Annotated in this window: 18 protein-coding genes; 4 read left to right on the forward strand and 14 right to left on the reverse strand. The window is 35.0% G+C overall.

Annotation, left to right across the window (positions count from 1 at the left end):
- Positions 1–19: 19 nt before the first annotated feature.
- Positions 20–928 carry a DUF7847 domain-containing protein gene (locus C1Y58_RS06080; protein WP_105615124.1) on the reverse strand — a complete coding sequence of 303 codons (909 nt, stop codon included), beginning with the start codon at positions 926–928 and terminating at the stop codon, positions 20–22.
- Positions 929–1,043: 115 nt separating this feature from the next.
- Between C1Y58_RS06080 and C1Y58_RS06085 the strand changes: the two genes are divergently transcribed.
- Positions 1,044–1,418 (forward strand): hypothetical protein, encoded by a 375-nt coding sequence (locus C1Y58_RS06085; RefSeq protein ID WP_105615125.1) that lies wholly within the window; start codon positions 1,044–1,046, stop codon positions 1,416–1,418.
- A gap of 50 nt (positions 1,419–1,468) precedes the next feature.
- Here C1Y58_RS06085 and C1Y58_RS06090 read toward each other — a convergent pair whose 3' ends face one another.
- The 10 genes from C1Y58_RS06090 to C1Y58_RS06135 all read right to left on the reverse strand — a co-directional run bounded on the left by C1Y58_RS06090 (position 1,469) and on the right by C1Y58_RS06135 (position 13,560).
- Positions 1,469–2,422: a polysaccharide deacetylase family protein gene (locus tag C1Y58_RS06090; RefSeq protein WP_105615126.1), complete on the reverse strand. Its 954-nt coding sequence runs from the start codon at positions 2,420–2,422 to the stop codon at positions 1,469–1,471.
- 162 nt (positions 2,423–2,584) lie between these two features.
- Positions 2,585–2,962: a YmaF family protein gene (locus C1Y58_RS06095; RefSeq protein WP_105615127.1), complete on the reverse strand. Its 378-nt coding sequence runs from the start codon at positions 2,960–2,962 to the stop codon at positions 2,585–2,587.
- Between the two features lie 230 nt (positions 2,963–3,192).
- Entirely contained in the window at positions 3,193–4,506 is a 1,314-nt protein-coding gene (eno, locus tag C1Y58_RS06100; RefSeq protein ID WP_105615128.1) for a phosphopyruvate hydratase, read from the reverse strand.
- Between the two features lie 111 nt (positions 4,507–4,617).
- Entirely contained in the window at positions 4,618–6,159 is a 1,542-nt protein-coding gene (gene gpmI, locus C1Y58_RS06105; RefSeq protein ID WP_105615129.1) for a 2,3-bisphosphoglycerate-independent phosphoglycerate mutase, read from the reverse strand.
- 42 nt (positions 6,160–6,201) lie between these two features.
- Complete coding sequence (gene tpiA, locus C1Y58_RS06110; protein WP_105615130.1) at positions 6,202–6,948, reverse strand: triose-phosphate isomerase; 747 nt, start codon at positions 6,946–6,948, stop codon at positions 6,202–6,204.
- A gap of 30 nt (positions 6,949–6,978) precedes the next feature.
- A complete protein-coding gene (locus C1Y58_RS06115; RefSeq protein ID WP_105615131.1) occupies positions 6,979–8,175 on the reverse strand; it encodes a phosphoglycerate kinase in 1,197 nt (398 codons plus the stop codon).
- A 143-nt stretch (positions 8,176–8,318) separates the two neighbouring features.
- On the reverse strand, positions 8,319–9,305 hold the full coding sequence (gene gap, locus C1Y58_RS06120) for a type I glyceraldehyde-3-phosphate dehydrogenase (RefSeq protein WP_105615132.1): 987 nt from the start codon (positions 9,303–9,305) through the stop codon (positions 8,319–8,321).
- A gap of 365 nt (positions 9,306–9,670) precedes the next feature.
- Positions 9,671–10,699 (reverse strand): sugar-binding transcriptional regulator, encoded by a 1,029-nt coding sequence (locus C1Y58_RS06125; RefSeq protein WP_105615133.1) that lies wholly within the window; start codon positions 10,697–10,699, stop codon positions 9,671–9,673.
- A 188-nt stretch (positions 10,700–10,887) separates the two neighbouring features.
- Complete coding sequence (locus C1Y58_RS06130; RefSeq protein ID WP_105615134.1) at positions 10,888–11,733, reverse strand: DegV family protein; 846 nt, start codon at positions 11,731–11,733, stop codon at positions 10,888–10,890.
- 168 nt (positions 11,734–11,901) lie between these two features.
- Positions 11,902–13,560 (reverse strand): Na/Pi cotransporter family protein, encoded by a 1,659-nt coding sequence (locus tag C1Y58_RS06135; RefSeq protein WP_105615135.1) that lies wholly within the window; start codon positions 13,558–13,560, stop codon positions 11,902–11,904.
- A gap of 536 nt (positions 13,561–14,096) precedes the next feature.
- Between C1Y58_RS06135 and C1Y58_RS06140 the strand changes: the two genes are divergently transcribed.
- From C1Y58_RS06140 to C1Y58_RS06150, 3 genes are all read left to right on the forward strand, one after another.
- Positions 14,097–14,900, forward strand: coding sequence for a histidinol-phosphatase HisJ family protein (locus tag C1Y58_RS06140; protein ID WP_105615136.1), 804 nt, complete (start codon positions 14,097–14,099; stop codon positions 14,898–14,900).
- A gap of 65 nt (positions 14,901–14,965) precedes the next feature.
- Entirely contained in the window at positions 14,966–15,496 is a 531-nt protein-coding gene (locus C1Y58_RS06145) for a DUF6648 family protein (RefSeq protein WP_242985347.1), read from the forward strand.
- Between the two features lie 139 nt (positions 15,497–15,635).
- Positions 15,636–16,634: a patatin-like phospholipase family protein gene (locus C1Y58_RS06150; RefSeq protein WP_157949980.1), complete on the forward strand. Its 999-nt coding sequence runs from the start codon at positions 15,636–15,638 to the stop codon at positions 16,632–16,634.
- 118 nt (positions 16,635–16,752) lie between these two features.
- Here C1Y58_RS06150 and mnmA read toward each other — a convergent pair whose 3' ends face one another.
- Genes mnmA through nifS form a run of 3 tightly spaced genes read right to left on the reverse strand, consistent with a single transcriptional unit; the run spans position 16,753 to position 19,502 of the window.
- On the reverse strand, positions 16,753–17,835 hold the full coding sequence (mnmA, locus tag C1Y58_RS06155; RefSeq protein WP_105615139.1) for a tRNA 2-thiouridine(34) synthase MnmA: 1,083 nt from the start codon (positions 17,833–17,835) through the stop codon (positions 16,753–16,755).
- Between the two features lie 8 nt (positions 17,836–17,843).
- Complete coding sequence (gene nifU / locus C1Y58_RS06160; protein ID WP_105615140.1) at positions 17,844–18,290, reverse strand: Fe-S cluster assembly scaffold protein NifU; 447 nt, start codon at positions 18,288–18,290, stop codon at positions 17,844–17,846.
- A 27-nt stretch (positions 18,291–18,317) separates the two neighbouring features.
- A complete protein-coding gene (gene nifS, locus C1Y58_RS06165; protein ID WP_105615141.1) occupies positions 18,318–19,502 on the reverse strand; it encodes a cysteine desulfurase NifS in 1,185 nt (394 codons plus the stop codon).
- Between the last annotated feature and the right edge of the window lie 3 nt (positions 19,503–19,505).

The following is a 19,505-nucleotide window of genomic DNA, read 5'->3' on the forward strand; positions in this document are numbered from 1 at the left end:
GACAGAAGGAGATTATCGTTTATTCTTCTGTCTCTTGTTGTTCAATTAAGTAGCTATTATTCTCTTCAATTGCCAGTGTATCATCTAAACTGGGCTCATCATCATCTAATAAGTCATAGTAAAATTTAGCTGACGCAGTCATAGAAAATGAGTAAAGTAATGGCATCAGTAACATGGAAGCTCCGGCAATTATGATTAAACTACCAGCTGCAGCAATTATTGCTTCTCCTAGAACCATAAAAATAATAGGGACAGTCATCAATAAGGTTGGTATTAGTGTAATTAGCATAATTATTAAAATGAAACCCAAATATTTTAATTTAGCCCCTTTCATCAACCTTACACTTTCTTTGAATGAATCGATGGTCTTCTTTCCTTGGTCAACCATAACGTTATACACTTGAGCAAAAGGTAAGAAAACAAGGATTAATAGGAGATAGAACAAGAGTACTCCAATAACGACGAATACTGTACTATCAATGAAAACTCCAACACCAATTAAGATGCCCAAAGATGGTATTGAAACAGCGAAGACTAATAAAACAAACAGTAACATTGCTAATAACCCTCTACCTAACCATTTATATCCTTTAAAAACATTTTCAATATGGGCTTTTCCCGATTTCACCATATCCAGTGATAAATAAGTATAACCTAATGTTGTATAAACACCGTATATGATAAGAATGATGTAAACAACAATAAATCCTATAATAAATCCTCCAAAAACTGGACCCATAGATGATGGATCATCCATAAACATCATTGACGGAAATAATAAGACAAGATAAATGACACCTATAAACATTTGCCCGATAAACTGAATGGCTAAGATTCCTGCTGAACTAATCAACCAATTGAGTTGCTTTACCCACAAGGTCCAAGTCTCTTTAAGTAACGCAAAATTGTTCGTTAACTCTCTATTCATAAAAACCCTCTTTCTATATACTTCTCAAAGCGATTTTACCATATTTAGGCTTAACAATCAACAATGTCCCTGAATAGTATATATTAAATTCTTAACAAGATTGGGGAAATATATAATGTTTAGACAACGTTTTTGGTTAAGACCACCTGTGTTTCCATTTCCTTTTCCTGGCTCTGGGTCTGGTTATGGACCTCCTGCACCACCACCAAGTACTGGTGGAGGCCAACAAGGTGGAAAAAGGCCTCCTGGTCCACCTCCCACAGAAGTACCTAAAGAGGAAACTGGTCCATCTTTAGCAGCCGTTGATCCTGGTGCCATCAGAAGATGTATGTACCGTTATGTGTATATCTGGACCGTCAGAGGCGATGGTTATTGGGCTTGGTTAACTTACGTAGGTCGTAAATCAATTGCTGGTTATCGTTGGATTGGTTACCGCTGGGTATACTTTGGTACTGACCTTGACAATATTGCAAGCTTTTATTGTTACTAACGTATAATTTTCTTACAATAAATATAGCCAGTTAGATATGCTCTAGCTGGCTATTGTTTATTGTCTAATATATCTTCTAACACTTTAACAGAAGTATAGGAAAACATTCCATATCGAGGTATTTCATATGGATCAGTTTCTTGGGTTACCCTACCTTCCTTCGTAGTAAAACCTAGCTTATAACCTAATTCCTTCACTATATCTATTGTTGCCTCGTCATAGGCACCAAAAGGATAGGCTACGGCTGTAGTATTGAGCAACTCCATACTTGTCAATAAGTCTTCTCTAATCGTTTTATCACTGAATGCAAATATAGCCGGCTGTCCATATATCAATTGATGCAAATTATGGGTATGACTCCCATATTCAAATACATCATCTGTAACGCCTATTTGACCCCAACTTAATTTATCTCTTTTATTAGGATCAAAGACTACCGACTTCTCTTCTACAGCATGAGTAATAGGAAAAACTACACCCTGCATACCGTAAGCAGCAAGTAAGGGAAATGCATATGTAAAGTTTGATAAGTACCCATCGTCAAAAGTGATCAAAACACTTTTTTTTGGTAAAGGGGTCTGATTATATAAGAAATCCTCTAAATCCTTCAAGGATATCGTTGTATAACCATTCTCTGAGAGATACTTTAGATGATCCTCGAAATAGTTATAAGATATAACACTGTAATTATTCTCATAAGGATTTTCTTCGTCCTTAAGGATATGATGATACAGTAAAACAACAACCTCTTCATTAACTAAAGAAGTTGTTGATAATTGACGTCTTGATGATTCCTCAATTGTTAGTTGCAGAGTTTTTTCTAACTGAGGTTGCACAGCATGTTCAACTTCTACATGCATGCTATTCAGTGACTCAACTTGTGAAATTTGAATCTCAATAGGTATTGTTTCATTCTTCCAAATACTCATCGTCGACAGATAGCCGATTAAAAAGGATAGGACAAGAATCAAAATTAGGAAAAAATATTTCATATTTTTATTCATGTAAATCAACCTTATCTTTAGTAAAATTTCTCATATTTTATTATATCTGATAACCAAAGATATAACAAGTTTTTTATAGAATACTCATTTAAATCTAACATGAATTTCTATAAAAGAGTAAAAACTCCATTCTACTAAAAGTTTAGCAGAATGGAGTTCTAATTATCCGATAGGATTCTCAATGAGAGTCGTAGCATTGAAATCATGCTCATGGAAGAAATCACAAGAAGTTGTTCCATCCATGACATGAATATGACCAATTACGTTACCCTCTTCATCTCTAACAGGTATTGCAGGACCTGTTTCAATCTCTATCCTATGAAAATGATTAAAGAAAAAATCAGTGTTTGTACATACTATATGGACATGGCTACCTTTAATAGGTTTCACTGGTCCAGAGACTCCTGCAAAACGGTGATTGTGTAACAATCCTTCAGTATCAGGAGGTGCTGCTAACATGACACTTCCTGTGAACTCGTGAACATGTGTTTGAAAAGAATCACATTCATCTTCACAGTAATGAGGTTTAACTTCTATCATAATATCACCCTTGTTGGCATTATTGCCTTAATATTTTACTTCTATTACACAATATGTACAAGCTGCGATATATGTTACTATCAAAAAATTATTTAATCATCCATAGAAAAAAGCTATTGATGGTCCCAGACATCAATAGCTTCTATTCATATTGTACAAACTTATTCCTTAACAGTCCCAGAATAAGGATTGCCTCCTTATATGTTAAATCATAAGTCTAATACAATTAATTATTTTAAGTTAAACCAAGCATCTAAACCTAAGTATTCAGCTGTTTCAGCTAATTCTTCTTCGATTCTGATCAATTGGTTGTATTTAGCAACACGGTCAGATCTACAAGGAGCACCTGTTTTGATTTGACCAGCGTTTACAGCAACTACGATATCTGCAATAGTAGCGTCTTCTGTTTCACCAGATCTATGAGAAACAACTGCAGTATAACCAGCTCTGTTTGCCATTTGAATGGCATTGAAAGTTTCTGTTAAAGTACCTATTTGGTTAACTTTGATAAGGATTGAGTTAGCTACACCAAGTTGGATACCTTTTGATAATCTCTCAGTATTAGTAACAAATAAATCATCACCAACTAATTGCATTTTAGTTCCTAATTTTTCAGTTAATAACTTCCATCCATCCCAGTCTTCTTCGTCAAGACCGTCTTCTAATGAAATGATAGGGAATTTAGCAGCTAAATCTTCATAGTAAGCAACCATTTCTTCTGAAGTTCTTACTACTTCTTCACCCTTCATTTTACTTTCACCAGGGAAATGGTATTTTCCAGTTTCATCGTTGTATAATTCTGATGCAGCAGCATCAATAGCGATTCTAATGTCTTCGCCTGGCTTGTATCCAGCTTTTTCTACAGCATCCATAATAACTTGGATAGCTTCTTCTGAGCTAGCTAAGTCAGGTGCGAAACCACCTTCATCACCTACTGCAGTAGCTAAACCTTTTTCACCTAATACTTTTTTAAGGTTATGATATACTTCAGCACCCATACGTAAACATTCGCTGAATGACTCAGCACCAACTGGCATAATCATGAATTCTTGTAAGTCAACAGTATTGTCAGCATGCTCACCACCATTTAAGATGTTCATCATTGGTACTGGCATAACTTTAGCATTAACTCCGCCTAAGTAGTTATAAAGTGAAGTTCCTAAAGCTTCAGCAGCAGCTTTAGCAACAGCCATAGAAACACCTAAGATTGCATTAGCACCCAATTTAGCTTTGTTAGGAGTACCGTCTAACTCGATCATTTTCATATCGATTTCAACTTGATCTAAAGCATTCATACCGATAATTTCTTCAGCGATAATATTGTTAACATTGTCAACAGCGTTTAATACGCCTTTACCCATGTAAGTGTCGCCACCATCACGTAATTCTACAGCTTCAAAAGCTCCAGTTGAAGCACCAGAAGGAACTGCAGCACGGCCAAAGTAACCGCCTTCAACAAATACTTCTACCTCTACAGTTGGGTTTGCTCTTGAATCTAAGACTTGTCTAGCATGTACGTCAATAATTTCAATATATGTTTTCATCTTAAATTTCTCCCTTCAAATTTAATTACATTCATCATTTAGTATTTCCCTATTACTCAATAAATTACACGGCATGCCTTACTTAAATGTAATTCAGTTGCAATAAAGAATTTAATTATTTTCCATAAGTAAACTGATACCTGTCATTTCTTCTGGAATTGGAAGTTCCATCATCTCTAATAATGTAGGAGCTATATCAGCAAGCTTAGCGCCTTCTTTTAATACAACACCTTCTTTGTAATTAACGAGAATAAATGGTACTGGATTTGTTGTATGCGCTGTAAAAGGGGAATGATCATTATAGTCAATAAGTTGTTCAGCATTTCCATGGTCTGCACAAACAAACATTTGACCATCAACTTCAAGTAAAGCTTCAACAGCTTTACCCACTTGTGCGTCTACAGTCTCAACAGCTTTAATTGCAGCTTCCATAATCCCCGTATGACCAACCATATCAGGGTTAGCAAAGTTAATAATGATTAAATCATACTTATCAGATTTAATGGCATCTACTAACTTTTCATCTACTTCTGGAGCGCTCATCTCAGGTTGTAGATCGTAAGTTGCAACTTTTGGTGATGACACTAACACACGTTCTTCTCCTTCATTTGGTTCTTCAACTCCACCATTAAAGAAGAATGTTACATGGGCGTATTTTTCCGTTTCAGCTAAACGAAGTTGCTTTAAGCCTTTCTCAGCAAGATACTCACCAAGAGTATTACTTAAGCTTTCTTTCTCAAATGCAATAATTTTATTTGGAATCGTTACATCATAATTGGTGAAGCAAACATAACATAGTTTCATGAATGGACAATCAAAACCATCAAAATTCTCATCACAAAAACTTCTTGTAATTTGACGAGCACGGTCCGGTCTAAAATTGAAGCAAATGATAGAATCATTTTCACTAATAGTAGCAGTTACCTCACCGTGGCAAGTAACTACAGTTGGTAAAACGAACTCATCATACTTCTCTTCCTCGTAAGATTGTTGAACTGCAACAACAGCAGTAGGTGCAGTAACACCTTTACCTTTTACTAATGCGTTGTATGCTAATTCAGTTCTTTCCCAACGGTTATCTCTATCCATAGCGTAGTATCTACCAGAAACAGTAGCTATTTGACCTACACCGATTTGTCTTATTTGCTCCTCCAACTGCTCCACATAAGCTTTACCAGATGCTGGAGGTGTATCTCTACCGTCTAAGAAGCAATGTACATATACTTTTTCTAAACCATGCTTTTTAGCAAGTCTTAATAAAGCATATAAATGCGTATTATGACTGTGTACACCACCATCAGATAATAGACCATAAAGATGTAAAGCAGAGTCATGTTCTTTGCAATTGTTAACAGCTTCTAAGAAAGCTTTATTGTCGCAGAAGTCACCATCTTCAATAGCTTTAGTAATTCTTGTAAGCTCTTGATAAACGATACGGCCAGCACCGATATTAAGGTGACCTACTTCCGAATTACCCATTTGACCGCTTGGTAAACCAACATCTAAACCAGAAGCGTTACCATGAACAAAAGGGTAGTCTGTCATTAATTTATCTAAGTTTGGCGTATTAGCCTGTTTAATAGCGTTGCCTTCTTCTTTTTCATTCAAACCATATCCATCAAGGATCATTAAAACAGTTGGTCTCTTAGTCATCGTAAACTCCTCTGTCTCTAAGACCACAAAGTGGCCGAATTATTATTTATAGTTAACAACTTTGCCAAAATCAGCTTTTAAGCTTGCGCCACCAACTAATCCACCATCAATGTTAGGCATAGCGAATAACTCAGCTGCATTGCCAGCATTAACACTACCACCGTATTGAATACGAACTTCTTCAGCTGTAGCATCATCATAGATTTCTCTAACAACTTGGCGAATAGCTGCACATACTTCTTCAGCTTGCTCTGAAGTAGCTGTTACACCAGTACCGATTGCCCAAATTGGCTCGTAAGCAATAACTGATTTTTTAGCATCGTCAGCAGTCACATCTTTTAGAGCAATTTTGATTTGTTGTCTAACTAGGTCAATTGTAATACCTTGCTCTCTTTGTGTAAGTGTTTCACCACAACAAATGATTGGAACTAAACCATGTTCAATAGCCTTTAATACTTTTTTGTTAACAGTTTCATCCATTTCACCAAAGTATTCTCTTCTTTCAGAGTGTCCAAGCACTACATAGTTAACACCACATTCTTTAAGCATAGCAGGTGCAATTTCACCTGTGTAAGCACCACTTTCTTCAAAATGCATGTTTTGAGCACCAATTTCAATGTTTGTACCTTTAGCAGCTTCAACCGCTAACAATAATGATACATATGGTGGGCAAAATACCACATCTACTTCTTCGTTCTTTACTAAAGGCTTTAACTCTTCGATTAACGCTAAAGCTTCCTTAGGTGTTTTATTCATTTTCCAGTTACCTGCAATGATCTTTTTGCGCATTGTATTCCCTCCTATTATTAACAACGTTACCTATTTATCGTTAGCTGCTGCTACCCCTGGTAATTCTTTACCTTCTAAGAACTCTAATGATGCTCCACCACCTGTAGAGATGTGTGTCATCTTATCACCGAATCCTAAGATATTAACAGCTGCAGCAGAATCTCCACCACCAATGATTGTAGTAGCATCTGTTTCAGCTAAAGCTTTAGCTACTGCAATTGTACCATGAGCAAAGTTTTCAAATTCAAAAACACCCATTGGTCCATTCCAAACAACAGTTTTAGCATCTTTAACAGCATTAGCATATAACTCCATAGATTTAGGTCCAATATCAAATCCAGACCAACTTTCTGGAATGCCTGCCTCAGCAGTTACAACTTGGCTTTCTGTATCATTCTTGAACTCTTTACCAATAACATGATCAACAGGTAATAAGAAATTAACACCTTTTTCTTCCGCCTTCTTAATCATTTCAGCAGCATAGTCTAATTTCTCAGCTTCGAGTAATGAACTTCCTACTTCTAAACCTTGAGCCTTTAAGAAAGTATAAGCCATACCTCCACCAATGATAATTGTATCTACTTTTTCTAATAAGTTATTGATAACATTAATTTTATCAGATACCTTTGCACCACCTAAGATCGCAACAAAAGGTCTTTCAGGATTGTTAACCGCATTACCTAAGAAGTTGATTTCTTTTTCCATTAAATAACCTACTACTGCTTCATCAACAAACTCAGTAACACCTACATTAGAACAGTGTGCTCTATGAGCAGTACCGAAAGCATCGTTAACAAACAACTCTGCTAAGGAAGCTAGTTCTTTAGAGAAAGCTTCACCATTTTTAGTTTCTTCTTTACGATAACGCGTATTTTCTAATAATACAACATCACCATCATTCATAGCTTCAACAGCTTTTTTAGCATTCTCACCAACAACAGTATCATCAGCTGCGAATACAACTTCTTTTTCTAATAATTCACTAAGTCTTTTAGCAACAGGTGCTAATGATAATTCTGGCTTAGCTTCACCTTTTGGTTTTCCTAAGTGAGAACATAAGATAACTTTTGCATTGCCTTCAATTAATTTTTTAATAGTTGGCAATGCAGCAACTAAACGATTTTCATCAGTAATAACGCCTTCTTTTAATGGTACATTAAAATCACAACGTACTAATACTCTTTTACTTTTTGGTTGTATATCTTCAACAGTTTTTTTATTTAACATATTATTTCTCCTTCCAACACGAATAGAGTCTTTTGTAAAGCCTACAAGAAAAGTGACTATAAAATAATAAAAAGGTCCGGTCCATAGCTTAACTACAAACCCGGACCTTTCTGGTCTGATTTAAATTGTATTAAATCTTATAATTATAATCTTTCAGCAACGTATTCTGTTAAGTCTATGATTCTGTTTGAGTAACCCCACTCATTGTCGTACCAAGATACAACTTTAACCATGTTGTCACCCATTACTAATGTAGATAAACCATCAACGATTGATGAACGTGAATCCATTCTATAATCGATAGATACTAATGGCTCTTCTGAGAAACCTAATACTTTGTCATCAGCAGCAGCTTTTAATGCAGCATTTACATCTTCAACTGTTACATCTTTACCTAATTCTACAGTTAAATCAACAACTGAAACTGTAGGAGAAGGAATACGCATAGCCATACCAGTTAATTTACCTTTTAAGCTTGGAATTACTTTAGCAACTGCTTCTGCAGCACCAGTAGTTGTAGGAATGATAGATTCAGCAGCAGCTCTTGCTCTTCTTAAGTCAGCATGTGGTGTATCTAAAATTCTTTGGTCATTTGTATATGAATGAACTGTAGTCATGATACCTTTTTTGATTTCGAATTTGTCATTTAATACTTTAGCGAAAGGCGCTAAACAGTTTGTAGTACAAGAAGCATTATCAATGATGTCATCGTTAGCAGCATCGTAATCAGCTTCGTTAACACCCATAACGATTGATTTTGTTCCTTTACCTGGTGCAGAAATGATAACTTTTTTAGCGCCAGCTTCGATGTGTAAAGCAGCTTTTTCTTTTTGTCTGAAAAGACCAGTTGATTCAATTACTACTTCAACACCTAATTCACCCCAAGGTAAATCAGCTGGGTTTCTTTCAGCTAAAACTTTGATTTCTTTACCATTTACAACTAATGCATCGTTTTTAACTTCAACAGTACCGTTGAATTTTCCGAAACATGAGTCATATTTAAGTAAGTGTGCTAATGTTTTAGAATCAGTTAAATCGTTGATAGCTACGACATCAAGACCTCTTTCCATAGCTATTTTGAATGCATTACGGCCAATACGACCAAAACCATTAATTGCGATTTTTGCCATTGTTAATTCCTCCTATGTTCTACTTTTAAGATATACATCTTAAGGATTATAGTTTATTATCCAGCTGTGATTACACAGCGAACTAACAGTGATAAGAAAACATCTCTAGATTAATTTTCCCATCTTAAATAAAATAATTCTAACAATATATACTGAACTTAATATTATTAAATACTTATAAATGTTCAATATATTTTCTTGATTTTATGTATAGGGACATTTTTTGACCCACTATGCAAATTCAGTCCCAATTCATAAGTCATTTATATTTTAAACGAAAACACGTCATTTTTCAAGCCTTTTATCATAAAATTAATAACAAAAAAAATGAAATAAATAGAAAAAGATGAGGCATATTGACCTCATCACGAATTGCATATAGCTATTATTTCTTTTGCAGCACCTTCATCTATGACTAGGACCCCACCTTTTAAGTACTTTTTCAAAGCCAAAATAGCCTTAGCTTTTGATGTACCTCCTGCTAATGCAATGGTTTTATGATCCTTTATCTTATCCAAATTAATTCCAATAGTTCTTGATCGATAAACAATTTGCCCCTGCTCATTGAAATAGTATCCAAAAGCCTCAGCTACAGCTTCTTTTCTTTTTAAGAAATCGATTAGGGTATCAGAAAGTTTTCTCTGATTAGCTAACTTAATAGCGTCACCTATCCCAAATACAATGGCATTTGGATTATTTAAATACCTTTTGATAGCATCAATTTCAGGTTCTTTTTGAACACTCTCCAAGGCTTTTCTACTGAGATGATCTGGTACATTCAATAGCTTATAACTCCCATTCAATTTCTTTGCCAAAGTTGAAGCTAAGATATTTGCTTGATATTCAACTCTAGTGCCTAATCCACCTCTTGCAGGTATTACCAAAATATCATGATTGCTATTCACATCTTCTTTACATTGTTCAACCATATGAGCAACAGTTGTTCCTCCAGTTATAGCAATGATATCATTATCCTTTAATGAATTTAATAAAACAGCTGCAGCTGCTTTCCCAATATCACCTTTGGCATCATCACTGATATCTGCATTCCCTTCAACAACGATAACCTTTACATCTTCTAGAAGATCTCTAAGCTTTGTTTCAAGATCTTTCATACCCTTTAAACTGCTGATGATTTCACTTAAGCCATCTAATAATTTTTCACCCTCACGAGTTATAGTCATACCTGATCCTGATACTTCTATAAATCCACCATCTTTTAGAAACTCTGTATCAGATCGCAGAATACGCTCAGGCAATTCTAAAGTAGTTGCAAGTTTTCTTCTACCAATAGGTTGATAACGTCCAACCCCTTTAAGAATTTCATATCGTCTTTCAAGTTCTATTACGCCATTTGGAACAATCTTTTTCAATAGCCCAAATATATCATGCATGCTACTCACCCACTTCTCCCAATTCCACACAACTCTCTATTATACATACCCTCTACACCTCAAATGATGAACGCCGAGAGGCAGTAAATATCCAAAACCATCAAAAAAGCATAAACCAATTTTTGGTTTATGCTTTATATTATCATAATATTAGCACTCTGATAATGTATTGTCAATATCATCGACCTTTATTTTTTTATATAAAAAACACTAATTGTGCCAGGACCAGCATGAGTACCAATGGTTGCACCAATTTCAGAAAAAATAATCTCGCCATCAAAATTAAAGTTTTCTCGAATCCTAGTTTCTAATTTCTTAGCAACCTTTTCATTACATGCGTGGGCTATAGCCATAAATTCTGTAGCTTCAAGGTCTATGTTTTCTTTCATGTGATTCATGAAGAATTCCATAACTTTATTTCGCCCTCTAACCTTGCCTATTGTTTGAGTAATCCCTTTATCTACTGTTAATATGGGTTTAATATTCAATATCTCACCTATTACAGCGCTTGAAGCCTTTATTCTGCCACCTTTCTTGAGATACACAAGGGTATCAACAGAGAAAAGATGTTCAATACTACCTCTCACGTTCTCTCCGTACCCAATAGCTTCACCGATAGATTTTCCTGCTTCTAGTTGCTCAGCAATGAGGATGGCTAACATACCTGTTCCCATACATAACCCTTCAGAATCCACTAAATGAATACGATCACTTTCTAACTCACTTTTGGCTATTGTCGCTGATTGAAATGTACCGCTAGCTTGTGATCCGATAGTAATACATATAACATCGTGATCACGATCCAACTCTTTTTTGAAAGCATTAATAAATGCATCAGGTGTCACTTGACTAGTCTTAGGTAACTCCTTGGCTACTTTTAATTTATCATAAAATTCAGTAGGTGTAATATCCACTTTGTCAGCATAAACTTCATCTTCAAAATTTATACCAAGTGGTAACATGACCATGTTGTATTTTTCGAGTACTTCTTTTGGCAAATCACATGAACTATCAACTATGATTGTATATGCCATGAAAATCCCCTCTTTCGAATACTATTTAAAACTTTCATTAGTCAAAATTTCAACATTTCTGTTGTCAAAATTGTGATTCTATTGTAGCACTAATCCAGAAATTAGTAAAGGGTTCTTGAAATTAAAAAATGCCTCCACTATGGTAGGCATTTTAGTCACTAATACTTGTTATTGTAGGTCTTCGTACTCTTCTTCTACACCTTCTACGATATTTAAAGAATGGTCAGAAACTCTTTCTAAGTTACTGATGATATCTAAGAAAATGACACCAGATGTTGAGTCACAAATATTTTGTGATAGACGATAAATATGTTTTTGTCTTAATTCCATTTCCATATCGTCAATAATTTCTTCGTTTTGCTTAACTTTACGAACAAGCTTTCCATCGTATTCACGACGAGCTTCAATAGATGCATTAAGTGATTCTTTAGTAATGTCAAACATGCGATCCAATTCATCAAATGCTGCATCAGAGAATTTTAAATCAGATTTGTGATACTCACGAACTAATTCTGCTAAGTTTTCAGCATGATCACCGATTCTTTCGATATCATTGATCACGTGGAATAATCCTGTCACCGACTTAACTTGATGTGAATTAAGTTCAGAGTTATTAATCTTAACTAGGTAGTTTGTAATCACTCTTTCCAGAGCATTAATGGTTTTTTCAGTTTCAAAAATCTCTTGCAATGCATCATCATCACGATTTCTTAACGTACTGTAACATGCATCGAGATTTTTATAAGCTAATTCACCCATTCTTACAATCTCTTTTACTGCATTCGCTAAAGCTAAACCTGGTGTTTCAAGAATACGCTTATCGAGATGACGAAGCACAATCGCTTCTTCGTCTTCTTCAACTTTTTGTTCTTCTTTAACAAAGAGACCTGATAACTTCACAATCAAAGTCGCAAACGGGAATAAAAGAACTGTTACCGTTACATTAAAGATTGTGTGGAAGATACTGATTCCTGTCATTGTTACTTCTCCGCTTCCAAATGTTGGATTTAACCTAAAGAAGATGACCATAACAATTGCAAAGAATACAGACCCAACGACATTAAAGAGTAAATGCATATATGCCGCTCTTTTAGCTGTCTTATTCGCACCGACGGAAGAAATCATAGCAGTAACAGTTGTACCAATATTTTGCCCTAAAATAATGTACACAGCTGCATTCCAAGGTACTAAGCCCATGACAGCGATGGTTTGTAAGATACCAACAGAAGCTGAACTACTTTGAATAATTGCAGTTACAGCCGCACCAGCAAGTATACCAAGAATTGGATTTCGCCCTAATGTTATAAACAAATCTTGGAATACTGGTGAATCAGAAAATGGGTTAACAGCATCCTTCATTAAATCAAGCCCTAGAAAAAGGATACCGAACCCTGCGATGATTTCACCAACTTGCTTTGTGTTCTTCTTCTTGGAGAAGACCATCATGAATACACCGACACCAATAGCTAATGGTGCAAGCGTTGATGGTTTTAAGAACTTCAGCCACTCAGCACTGGATACAATCCAAGATGTTATGGTTGTACCAATGTTCGCACCCATTATGACTCCCATAGCTTGCATAAGATTCATAATACCTGCATTAACAAAACCAACAATCATAACTGTTGTAGCAGAACTACTCTGCACAATGGCTGTTACTAAGGCACCAGTTGCTACGCCTAGTAATCTGTTATTAGTTAATGCACCTAGGATACTCTTCATTCGGTTACCGGCTGCTTTTTGCAAACCGTCGGCCATTCTGTCCATACCATAAATAAAAAGCCCTAAACCACCAAAAAATAAAAAGATTAATGTAAGGTTTTCCATAAATTATATGCCCCCTCAGCACTTTTTTCGTGCCATAACGCACAATTTTCATTTTAACACGTAACTATTTTTTTGTGCAAGGTGTTTTCTGTCGAAAAAGAAAAAAAGTTTTTTACACATACATTTATTATATCTTATTTACTTTTTTTGTATACTTTTTAGTTAAAATTTCTAAATTAAATGACAAACAGTGTATTTGAACAAATATACCCCCTTAAATTTTTCACTTCATATGCATTATTGAATATTTTTTATCGAGTCACTGCTTTATCAATAATATTTACTAATAGTTAATCTTATATCAGCACTTTGATTAACCATATTAAATAGCCATAACATCCTGTACTAAATCCTAATTTTACTTATTTTTACACATATACAGGTGTGTTCTCATTTAAAGAAACTTGTGTACACAAAAAAAAGATAAATTGGACTTTGACACAATAACAACTTCTATTATAATAATAACTAGAGGCTTAAAAAAATCATATGTTTTATAATAGATTACGACTTGTATACAAAGGAGGTTTTTCACAATGGCATATAAAGCTGATTATCATGTGCACACCCGTTTTTCCCTAGACAGTCACACACCTATGAAGAGGATGATTGAAAAAGGAATTAATCTAGATTTAAATGAAGTTTGCTTCACTGAACATATGGAATTTGATTATCCTGGCAAATATATTTTTGAAGTGGATTATGATCACTACGTTCCTAAAGTTAATCAGTATAAAGATAAGTATAAGAATAAAATTCAAATAAAGTGCGGTGTTGAAGTAGGTCTACAGCCAGATGTACTCGACAAGGTTCAATCCTTTATTGAAGCATATCCATTTGATTATGTAATAGGTTCTGTTCACGTTATAAAGAAATTGGATCCCTACACAGGAGAATACTTTACGAATAAGACTCAAAAACAAGCATACGAAGGCTATTTTACTGAAATACTAAATGTCATCAAATCATGTGAACATTTTAATTGCTTAGGTCATCTCGATTACGTTATTCGATATCATCCTAGTGACAAGAAACATTATGAATATAATGACTACCGTGAACTTTTAGATGAAATATTAAAGACTTTGATTGTCAATAATAAAGGTATCGAAGTCAACAGTTCTGGGTTTAGAAAAGGTTTAGCTCAACCTCATCCTCAAAACAATGTTATAAAAAGATACAAGGAGTTAGGAGGACAAATCATCACGACAGGTTCTGATGCTCATAGAACCTCGGAACTTTGTTCTGACTTCTCCACTGTTTATGATTATTTAAAGAGTATTGGCTTTAATTATGTTACTACTTTTACTCAAGGAAAACCTGACTTCAAAAAGATATAAGTATCTCCTATGGCAGGAGAACTCTCTGTTCATTCCTTGTAACTTATATAGAATAGGTGATAGCATTGCATAAAGATAAATTTGATGCTTTTTTTAAAAACCGAAAGAATCTTATTTTCCTTTATAACAAAGGTGACTTAAGCAAAGAAGAATTCATTGAAGAGAACTTCACGTATATCATGAACATGAACGTTAAACCCTTTCGTAAAATCGATCATATAAAAAAAGGTGTCTTTAATTATCAATACTATAACTCTATGGCAAAATACTACCGTATGATGGCATATGATTATTCCCCACATTCGTCAAAAAGAGTCCAATACTTGGATTATACGAATGACTATTATAGTAAAAAAGATTATACAACTTTGAAAATACTTGAGTTACTTGATTATGAAAATCTTGATGCATATTATGTCAAGGTTAAATCAACTAATTTTAAGAATAAGCTTATAGAAATCGTACTTCATGATTATCCTGACGTTATTCTTCATACTAAGAGTTCTATGATTAAGAAAAGATTAGTCGATAATTATGCTTTTAGTGAGACTAAGCAGCACTCTGTTATTGAGGATTATATTAATGAGAAGTATTAGCTTTCTGTATACTCTAACGTCGTTAATAAGTTTAGATAGCTCCTTAGCTCTTGAATAGAAATAATAGTCCACTTTTAGGTTATAGTCCCTCTAATCATGCAATATAATGAAGTAAAGCATGATTAGAGGGGTTGTCCCAATGTTAACTAATAATAGGGTTGTTAAAATCTTATCTGTCGATGGCGGTGGTATTCGCGGTATCATCCCTATTGTCATACTACAATCTTTACGCGAGATACTCAAGGAAAAGAACACAAATAAACCACTTTATCAACTTTTTGATTTAATGAGCGGTTCATCAACTGGTGGTCTCATTAGTCTTGCATTAGCATCACCTAATCCCATGACAAATGAACCAATGAGTTTAAAAGAACTTTTAAATTTCTATGTAAATAAATCTTCCTACATATTTGAAGGTTGTCAACCTAAAATATACAAAGTCATATCAAGTTTGTTTAAAGCCCCCATAGATCCTACAAGGTATGAAGAACAACTCTTCAAAATCTTCGGTAATGAAACTCTTAAAGATCTACTTACAGATGTTTATATTACAAGCTTGGATATTGCTAATTTCCAAACTGTTAACTTTAATCGAATAGCTTCCCACCAGCTTAGTCATGAAAACTTCTACTTAAGAGATGTAGCAAGAGCGACTTCTGCTGAACCAACCCTCTTTCCACCAGCGCAAGTTCGATGCATCAACAAACCTCTTGAATATTGTCTTATCGATGGTGGGTTTTATGCTCTTAATCCCAGCTTAAATGCCTATTTATACGCCAAAGCTAAATACCCCACAGCTTCCAAATTTGTTATCTTATCATTAGGTACTGGGTATTCTCAAATGGATATCGATTGCAAAGAGGCTGAACACTGGGGGTTAATTGATTGGATATCACCTTGGAACAAGATACCTGCCATCCAAGCATTTCTACGAGGTCAAATGAGTAATACATCAGATTTGTTAAAATATCCGGACGATGTAAAACTAATCCGTATACAGCCTACATTGACTGACGAGGAAGATAGTGTAGCAGATACTAGCGAAGCTAATATAGAAAATTTAGAAAAAATAGGCATCAAGTACGCTGCAAAACATGAGAATCAGCTGAACCAGATAGCCAATTATCTTATTCGTTAACCCTCTAGGTCCGATGCCAGACTTCTTTTCAAAGCAAAATAACAATTACCCTATAATATTATTAAAGCACATAATCAATGTATCATTTCCAACATTGATTATGTGCTTTTGTTTTGAATTAGATTTTCTTAATAATTGTTCCTCCACCTAATACATAATCACCATCATAAAAAACGACAGCTTGTCCAGGTGTAATAGCCCTTTGTGCTTCATCAAAGACACACTCTAATGTATCTTGATCAATCATACGAATTACACAATCCGCTTCTTTATGACTATAACGAATTTTTGCTTTCGTCTTTAATTCTCCATCAAACTTCTCTATGGTCATGAAATTAAGTCGATTAGCAAGTAAACGGTGCCCAAAAACATCTTCATTATCACCGATGACCACTTCATTGGTTTCAGGACGAATTTCAACAACAAAACCGGGTTTTCCAAGAGATAAACCTAATCCCTTACGTTGACCAATTGTATAATGAATAATTCCCTTATGTTGTCCTAAAACATTACCAGCCTGATCAACAAAATTACCTTCTGGAACAACATAGCCTGTCTCTTCTTTGATAAACGAAGCATAATCATCATCAGGCACGAAGCAAATCTCTTGACTATCAGGCTTATTAGCTACCTGCAAATCAATCTTCTCAGCAATAACTCTTATTTCATCTTTTGTATACTCACCAACTGGCATTAATGTTTTCTTTAACTGCTCTTGACTTAAATTATAGAGTGCGTATGTTTGATCTTTTCTTGCAGTTGCCGACTTTTGAATCGTATACCGACCATTATCTAATTGCAATACTCTAGCGTAATGACCTGTGGCAATATAATCTGCTCCAATAGCTAATGAACGATGCAACATACTTTCCCATTTCACATATCGATTACAAGCAATACATGGATTAGGCGTTCTCCCTTTAATGTACTCATCAACAAAATAGTCGATAACATTATCTTGGAATTCACTCTTGAAGTTCATAACATAATAAGGTATGTCTAATTGATTAGCGACTCTTCTTGCATCTTCAACAGCACTTAGACCACAACAACCACCTTGATCTTCAATTGAACAAGTATCTTCATCTTGCCAAATCTGCATGGTAACACCAATCACTTCATAACCTTGTTCTTTTAGGAGGTAAGCCGCAACAGAGCTATCTACTCCACCCGACATACCAACAACAACTTTTTTAGACATGAAACTACCTACTCGTCTTCGTCTTCATCATGATCGTGGTCATGATCATGGATATCTTCTTTAGGTGGTTCTAAACCTTCGATAGTAATATTATTCTTCTCAGCATAATCCCACAAAGCTGCATGTAACGCTTCTTCAGCCAATAGCGAACAGTGAACCTTGTTAGTTGGAAGACCGTCTAAAGCTTCAAGAACAGCTCTGTTAGTTATTTGTAATGCTTCTTCGATTGTTTTACCCATAACTAATTCTGTCGCCATACTACTTGTTGCAACTGCAGCCCCACAACCAAATGTTTTAAACTTTACATCTTCTATAATACCATCTTCAACTTTCAAGTAGATACGCATGATGTCACCACATTTAGCGTTACCAACAGTACCTACACCACTTGCTTCTTCAATTTCACCCATATTTCTAGGATTTCTAAAATGATCCATTACTTTATCTGTATACATAACTAACACCTCTCTACTTTTGAATAATTATTGACCCTGCTCTTGCATATAGTCTTCATATAAAGGAGACATATCTCTTAATCGTTGTACAATTTCTGGTAATACACTTAATAAATAATCCACATCTTCCTCTGTATTAGATCGACCTATTGAAATCCTTAAAGAACCATGGGCAATCTCATGAGGCAGTCCAATTGCTAATAAAACATGGGAAGGATCTAATGATCCAGAAGTGCATGCTGACCCACTAGAGCCAAACACACCGTACATATCTAGTGTAATAAGAAGGGCTTCACCTTCAATAAATCTAAAACTTAAGTTAGCATTACCCGGTAAGCGATCGGTTGGATGACCATTTAATTTCGTATGAGGAATGGTTTCTAATGCACCTTTAATCAGCCGTTCTCTCAAAGCAATTAACTTTTCATTCTCTTCTTCCATGCTTTCCATGGCTAATTCGATAGCTTTACCAAGACCTACAATACCAGGTACATTTTCAGTCCCACCACGTCTTTTTCTTTCTTGTGCACCACCATGGATGAATGCTCTTAACTTAACACCTTTTTTCACATATAAAGCCCCTACACCTTTTGGTCCATAAAGTTTATGACCAGATAAGGACAGTAAGTCAATGTTCATTTCTTGGACATCAATTGGTATATGCCCTACAGCTTGAACTGCATCTGTATGGAAGATGACTCCATGTTCTCTAGCTACCTCACCAATCTCTTTAACTGGTTGAATGGTACCAATTTCATTATTCGCAAACATGATAGTAATAAGTATTGTTGTTTCTTTAATGGCACCTTTTAAATCTTCTATAGAAATCTTACCATCTTCATCAACTGGTAAGTAAGTTACCTCATAACCATTTCGTTCTAAATATTCACATGTGTGCATGACAGCATGATGTTCTATTTCTGTTGTAATAATGTGATTACCTTTATCTTTATAACTTTCTGCAATACCTTTAATTGCCCAGTTATCAGCTTCTGTACCGCCTGCAGTGAAATAGATTTCTTTTGTATCAGCATTAATAGCACTAGCTACCTGTTCTCTTGCAACATCAACAGCTTGCTTATTTGAACGTGCAATTTCATAGACACTAGAAGGATTACCATATTGTTCATTAAAATAAGGCAGCATAGTCTCTATTACTCTGCGATCAGTTGGAGTTGTAGCTGCATGATCAAAATAAACTTTTCTTTCCATTGA

The organism is Vallitalea okinawensis (assembly GCF_002964605.1).
Lineage (GTDB): Bacteria > Bacillota > Clostridia > Lachnospirales > PQDH01 > Vallitalea_A > Vallitalea_A okinawensis.

Bases quoted from the DNA above. Each gene is read 5' to 3' on its own strand.
- gap (WP_105615132.1), bottom strand. From the start codon at position 9,305: ATGGCAAAAATCGCAATTAATGGTTTTGGTCGTATTGGCCGTAATGCA.
- C1Y58_RS06130 (WP_105615134.1), bottom strand. From the start codon at position 11,733: ATGGCATATACAATCATAGTTGATAGTTCATGTGATTTGCCAAAAGAA.
- nifU (WP_105615140.1), bottom strand. From the start codon at position 18,290: ATGTATACAGATAAAGTAATGGATCATTTTAGAAATCCTAGAAATATG.
- C1Y58_RS06095 (WP_105615127.1), bottom strand. From the start codon at position 2,962: ATGATAGAAGTTAAACCTCATTACTGTGAAGATGAATGTGATTCTTTT.
- C1Y58_RS06140 (WP_105615136.1), top strand. From the start codon at position 14,097: ATGGCATATAAAGCTGATTATCATGTGCACACCCGTTTTTCCCTAGAC.
- mnmA (WP_105615139.1), bottom strand. From the start codon at position 17,835: ATGTCTAAAAAAGTTGTTGTTGGTATGTCGGGTGGAGTAGATAGCTCT.
- gpmI (WP_105615129.1), bottom strand. From the start codon at position 6,159: ATGACTAAGAGACCAACTGTTTTAATGATCCTTGATGGATATGGTTTG.
- eno (WP_105615128.1), bottom strand. From the start codon at position 4,506: ATGAAAACATATATTGAAATTATTGACGTACATGCTAGACAAGTCTTA.
- C1Y58_RS06135 (WP_105615135.1), bottom strand. From the start codon at position 13,560: ATGGAAAACCTTACATTAATCTTTTTATTTTTTGGTGGTTTAGGGCTT.
- C1Y58_RS06115 (WP_105615131.1), bottom strand. From the start codon at position 8,175: ATGTTAAATAAAAAAACTGTTGAAGATATACAACCAAAAAGTAAAAGA.
- tpiA (WP_105615130.1), bottom strand. From the start codon at position 6,948: ATGCGCAAAAAGATCATTGCAGGTAACTGGAAAATGAATAAAACACCT.
- C1Y58_RS06085 (WP_105615125.1), top strand. From the start codon at position 1,044: ATGTTTAGACAACGTTTTTGGTTAAGACCACCTGTGTTTCCATTTCCT.
- C1Y58_RS06080 (WP_105615124.1), bottom strand. From the start codon at position 928: ATGAATAGAGAGTTAACGAACAATTTTGCGTTACTTAAAGAGACTTGG.
- C1Y58_RS06090 (WP_105615126.1), bottom strand. From the start codon at position 2,422: ATGAATAAAAATATGAAATATTTTTTCCTAATTTTGATTCTTGTCCTA.
- C1Y58_RS06150 (WP_157949980.1), top strand. From the start codon at position 15,636: ATGTTAACTAATAATAGGGTTGTTAAAATCTTATCTGTCGATGGCGGT.
- C1Y58_RS06125 (WP_105615133.1), bottom strand. From the start codon at position 10,699: ATGCATGATATATTTGGGCTATTGAAAAAGATTGTTCCAAATGGCGTA.
- nifS (WP_105615141.1), bottom strand. From the start codon at position 19,502: ATGGAAAGAAAAGTTTATTTTGATCATGCAGCTACAACTCCAACTGAT.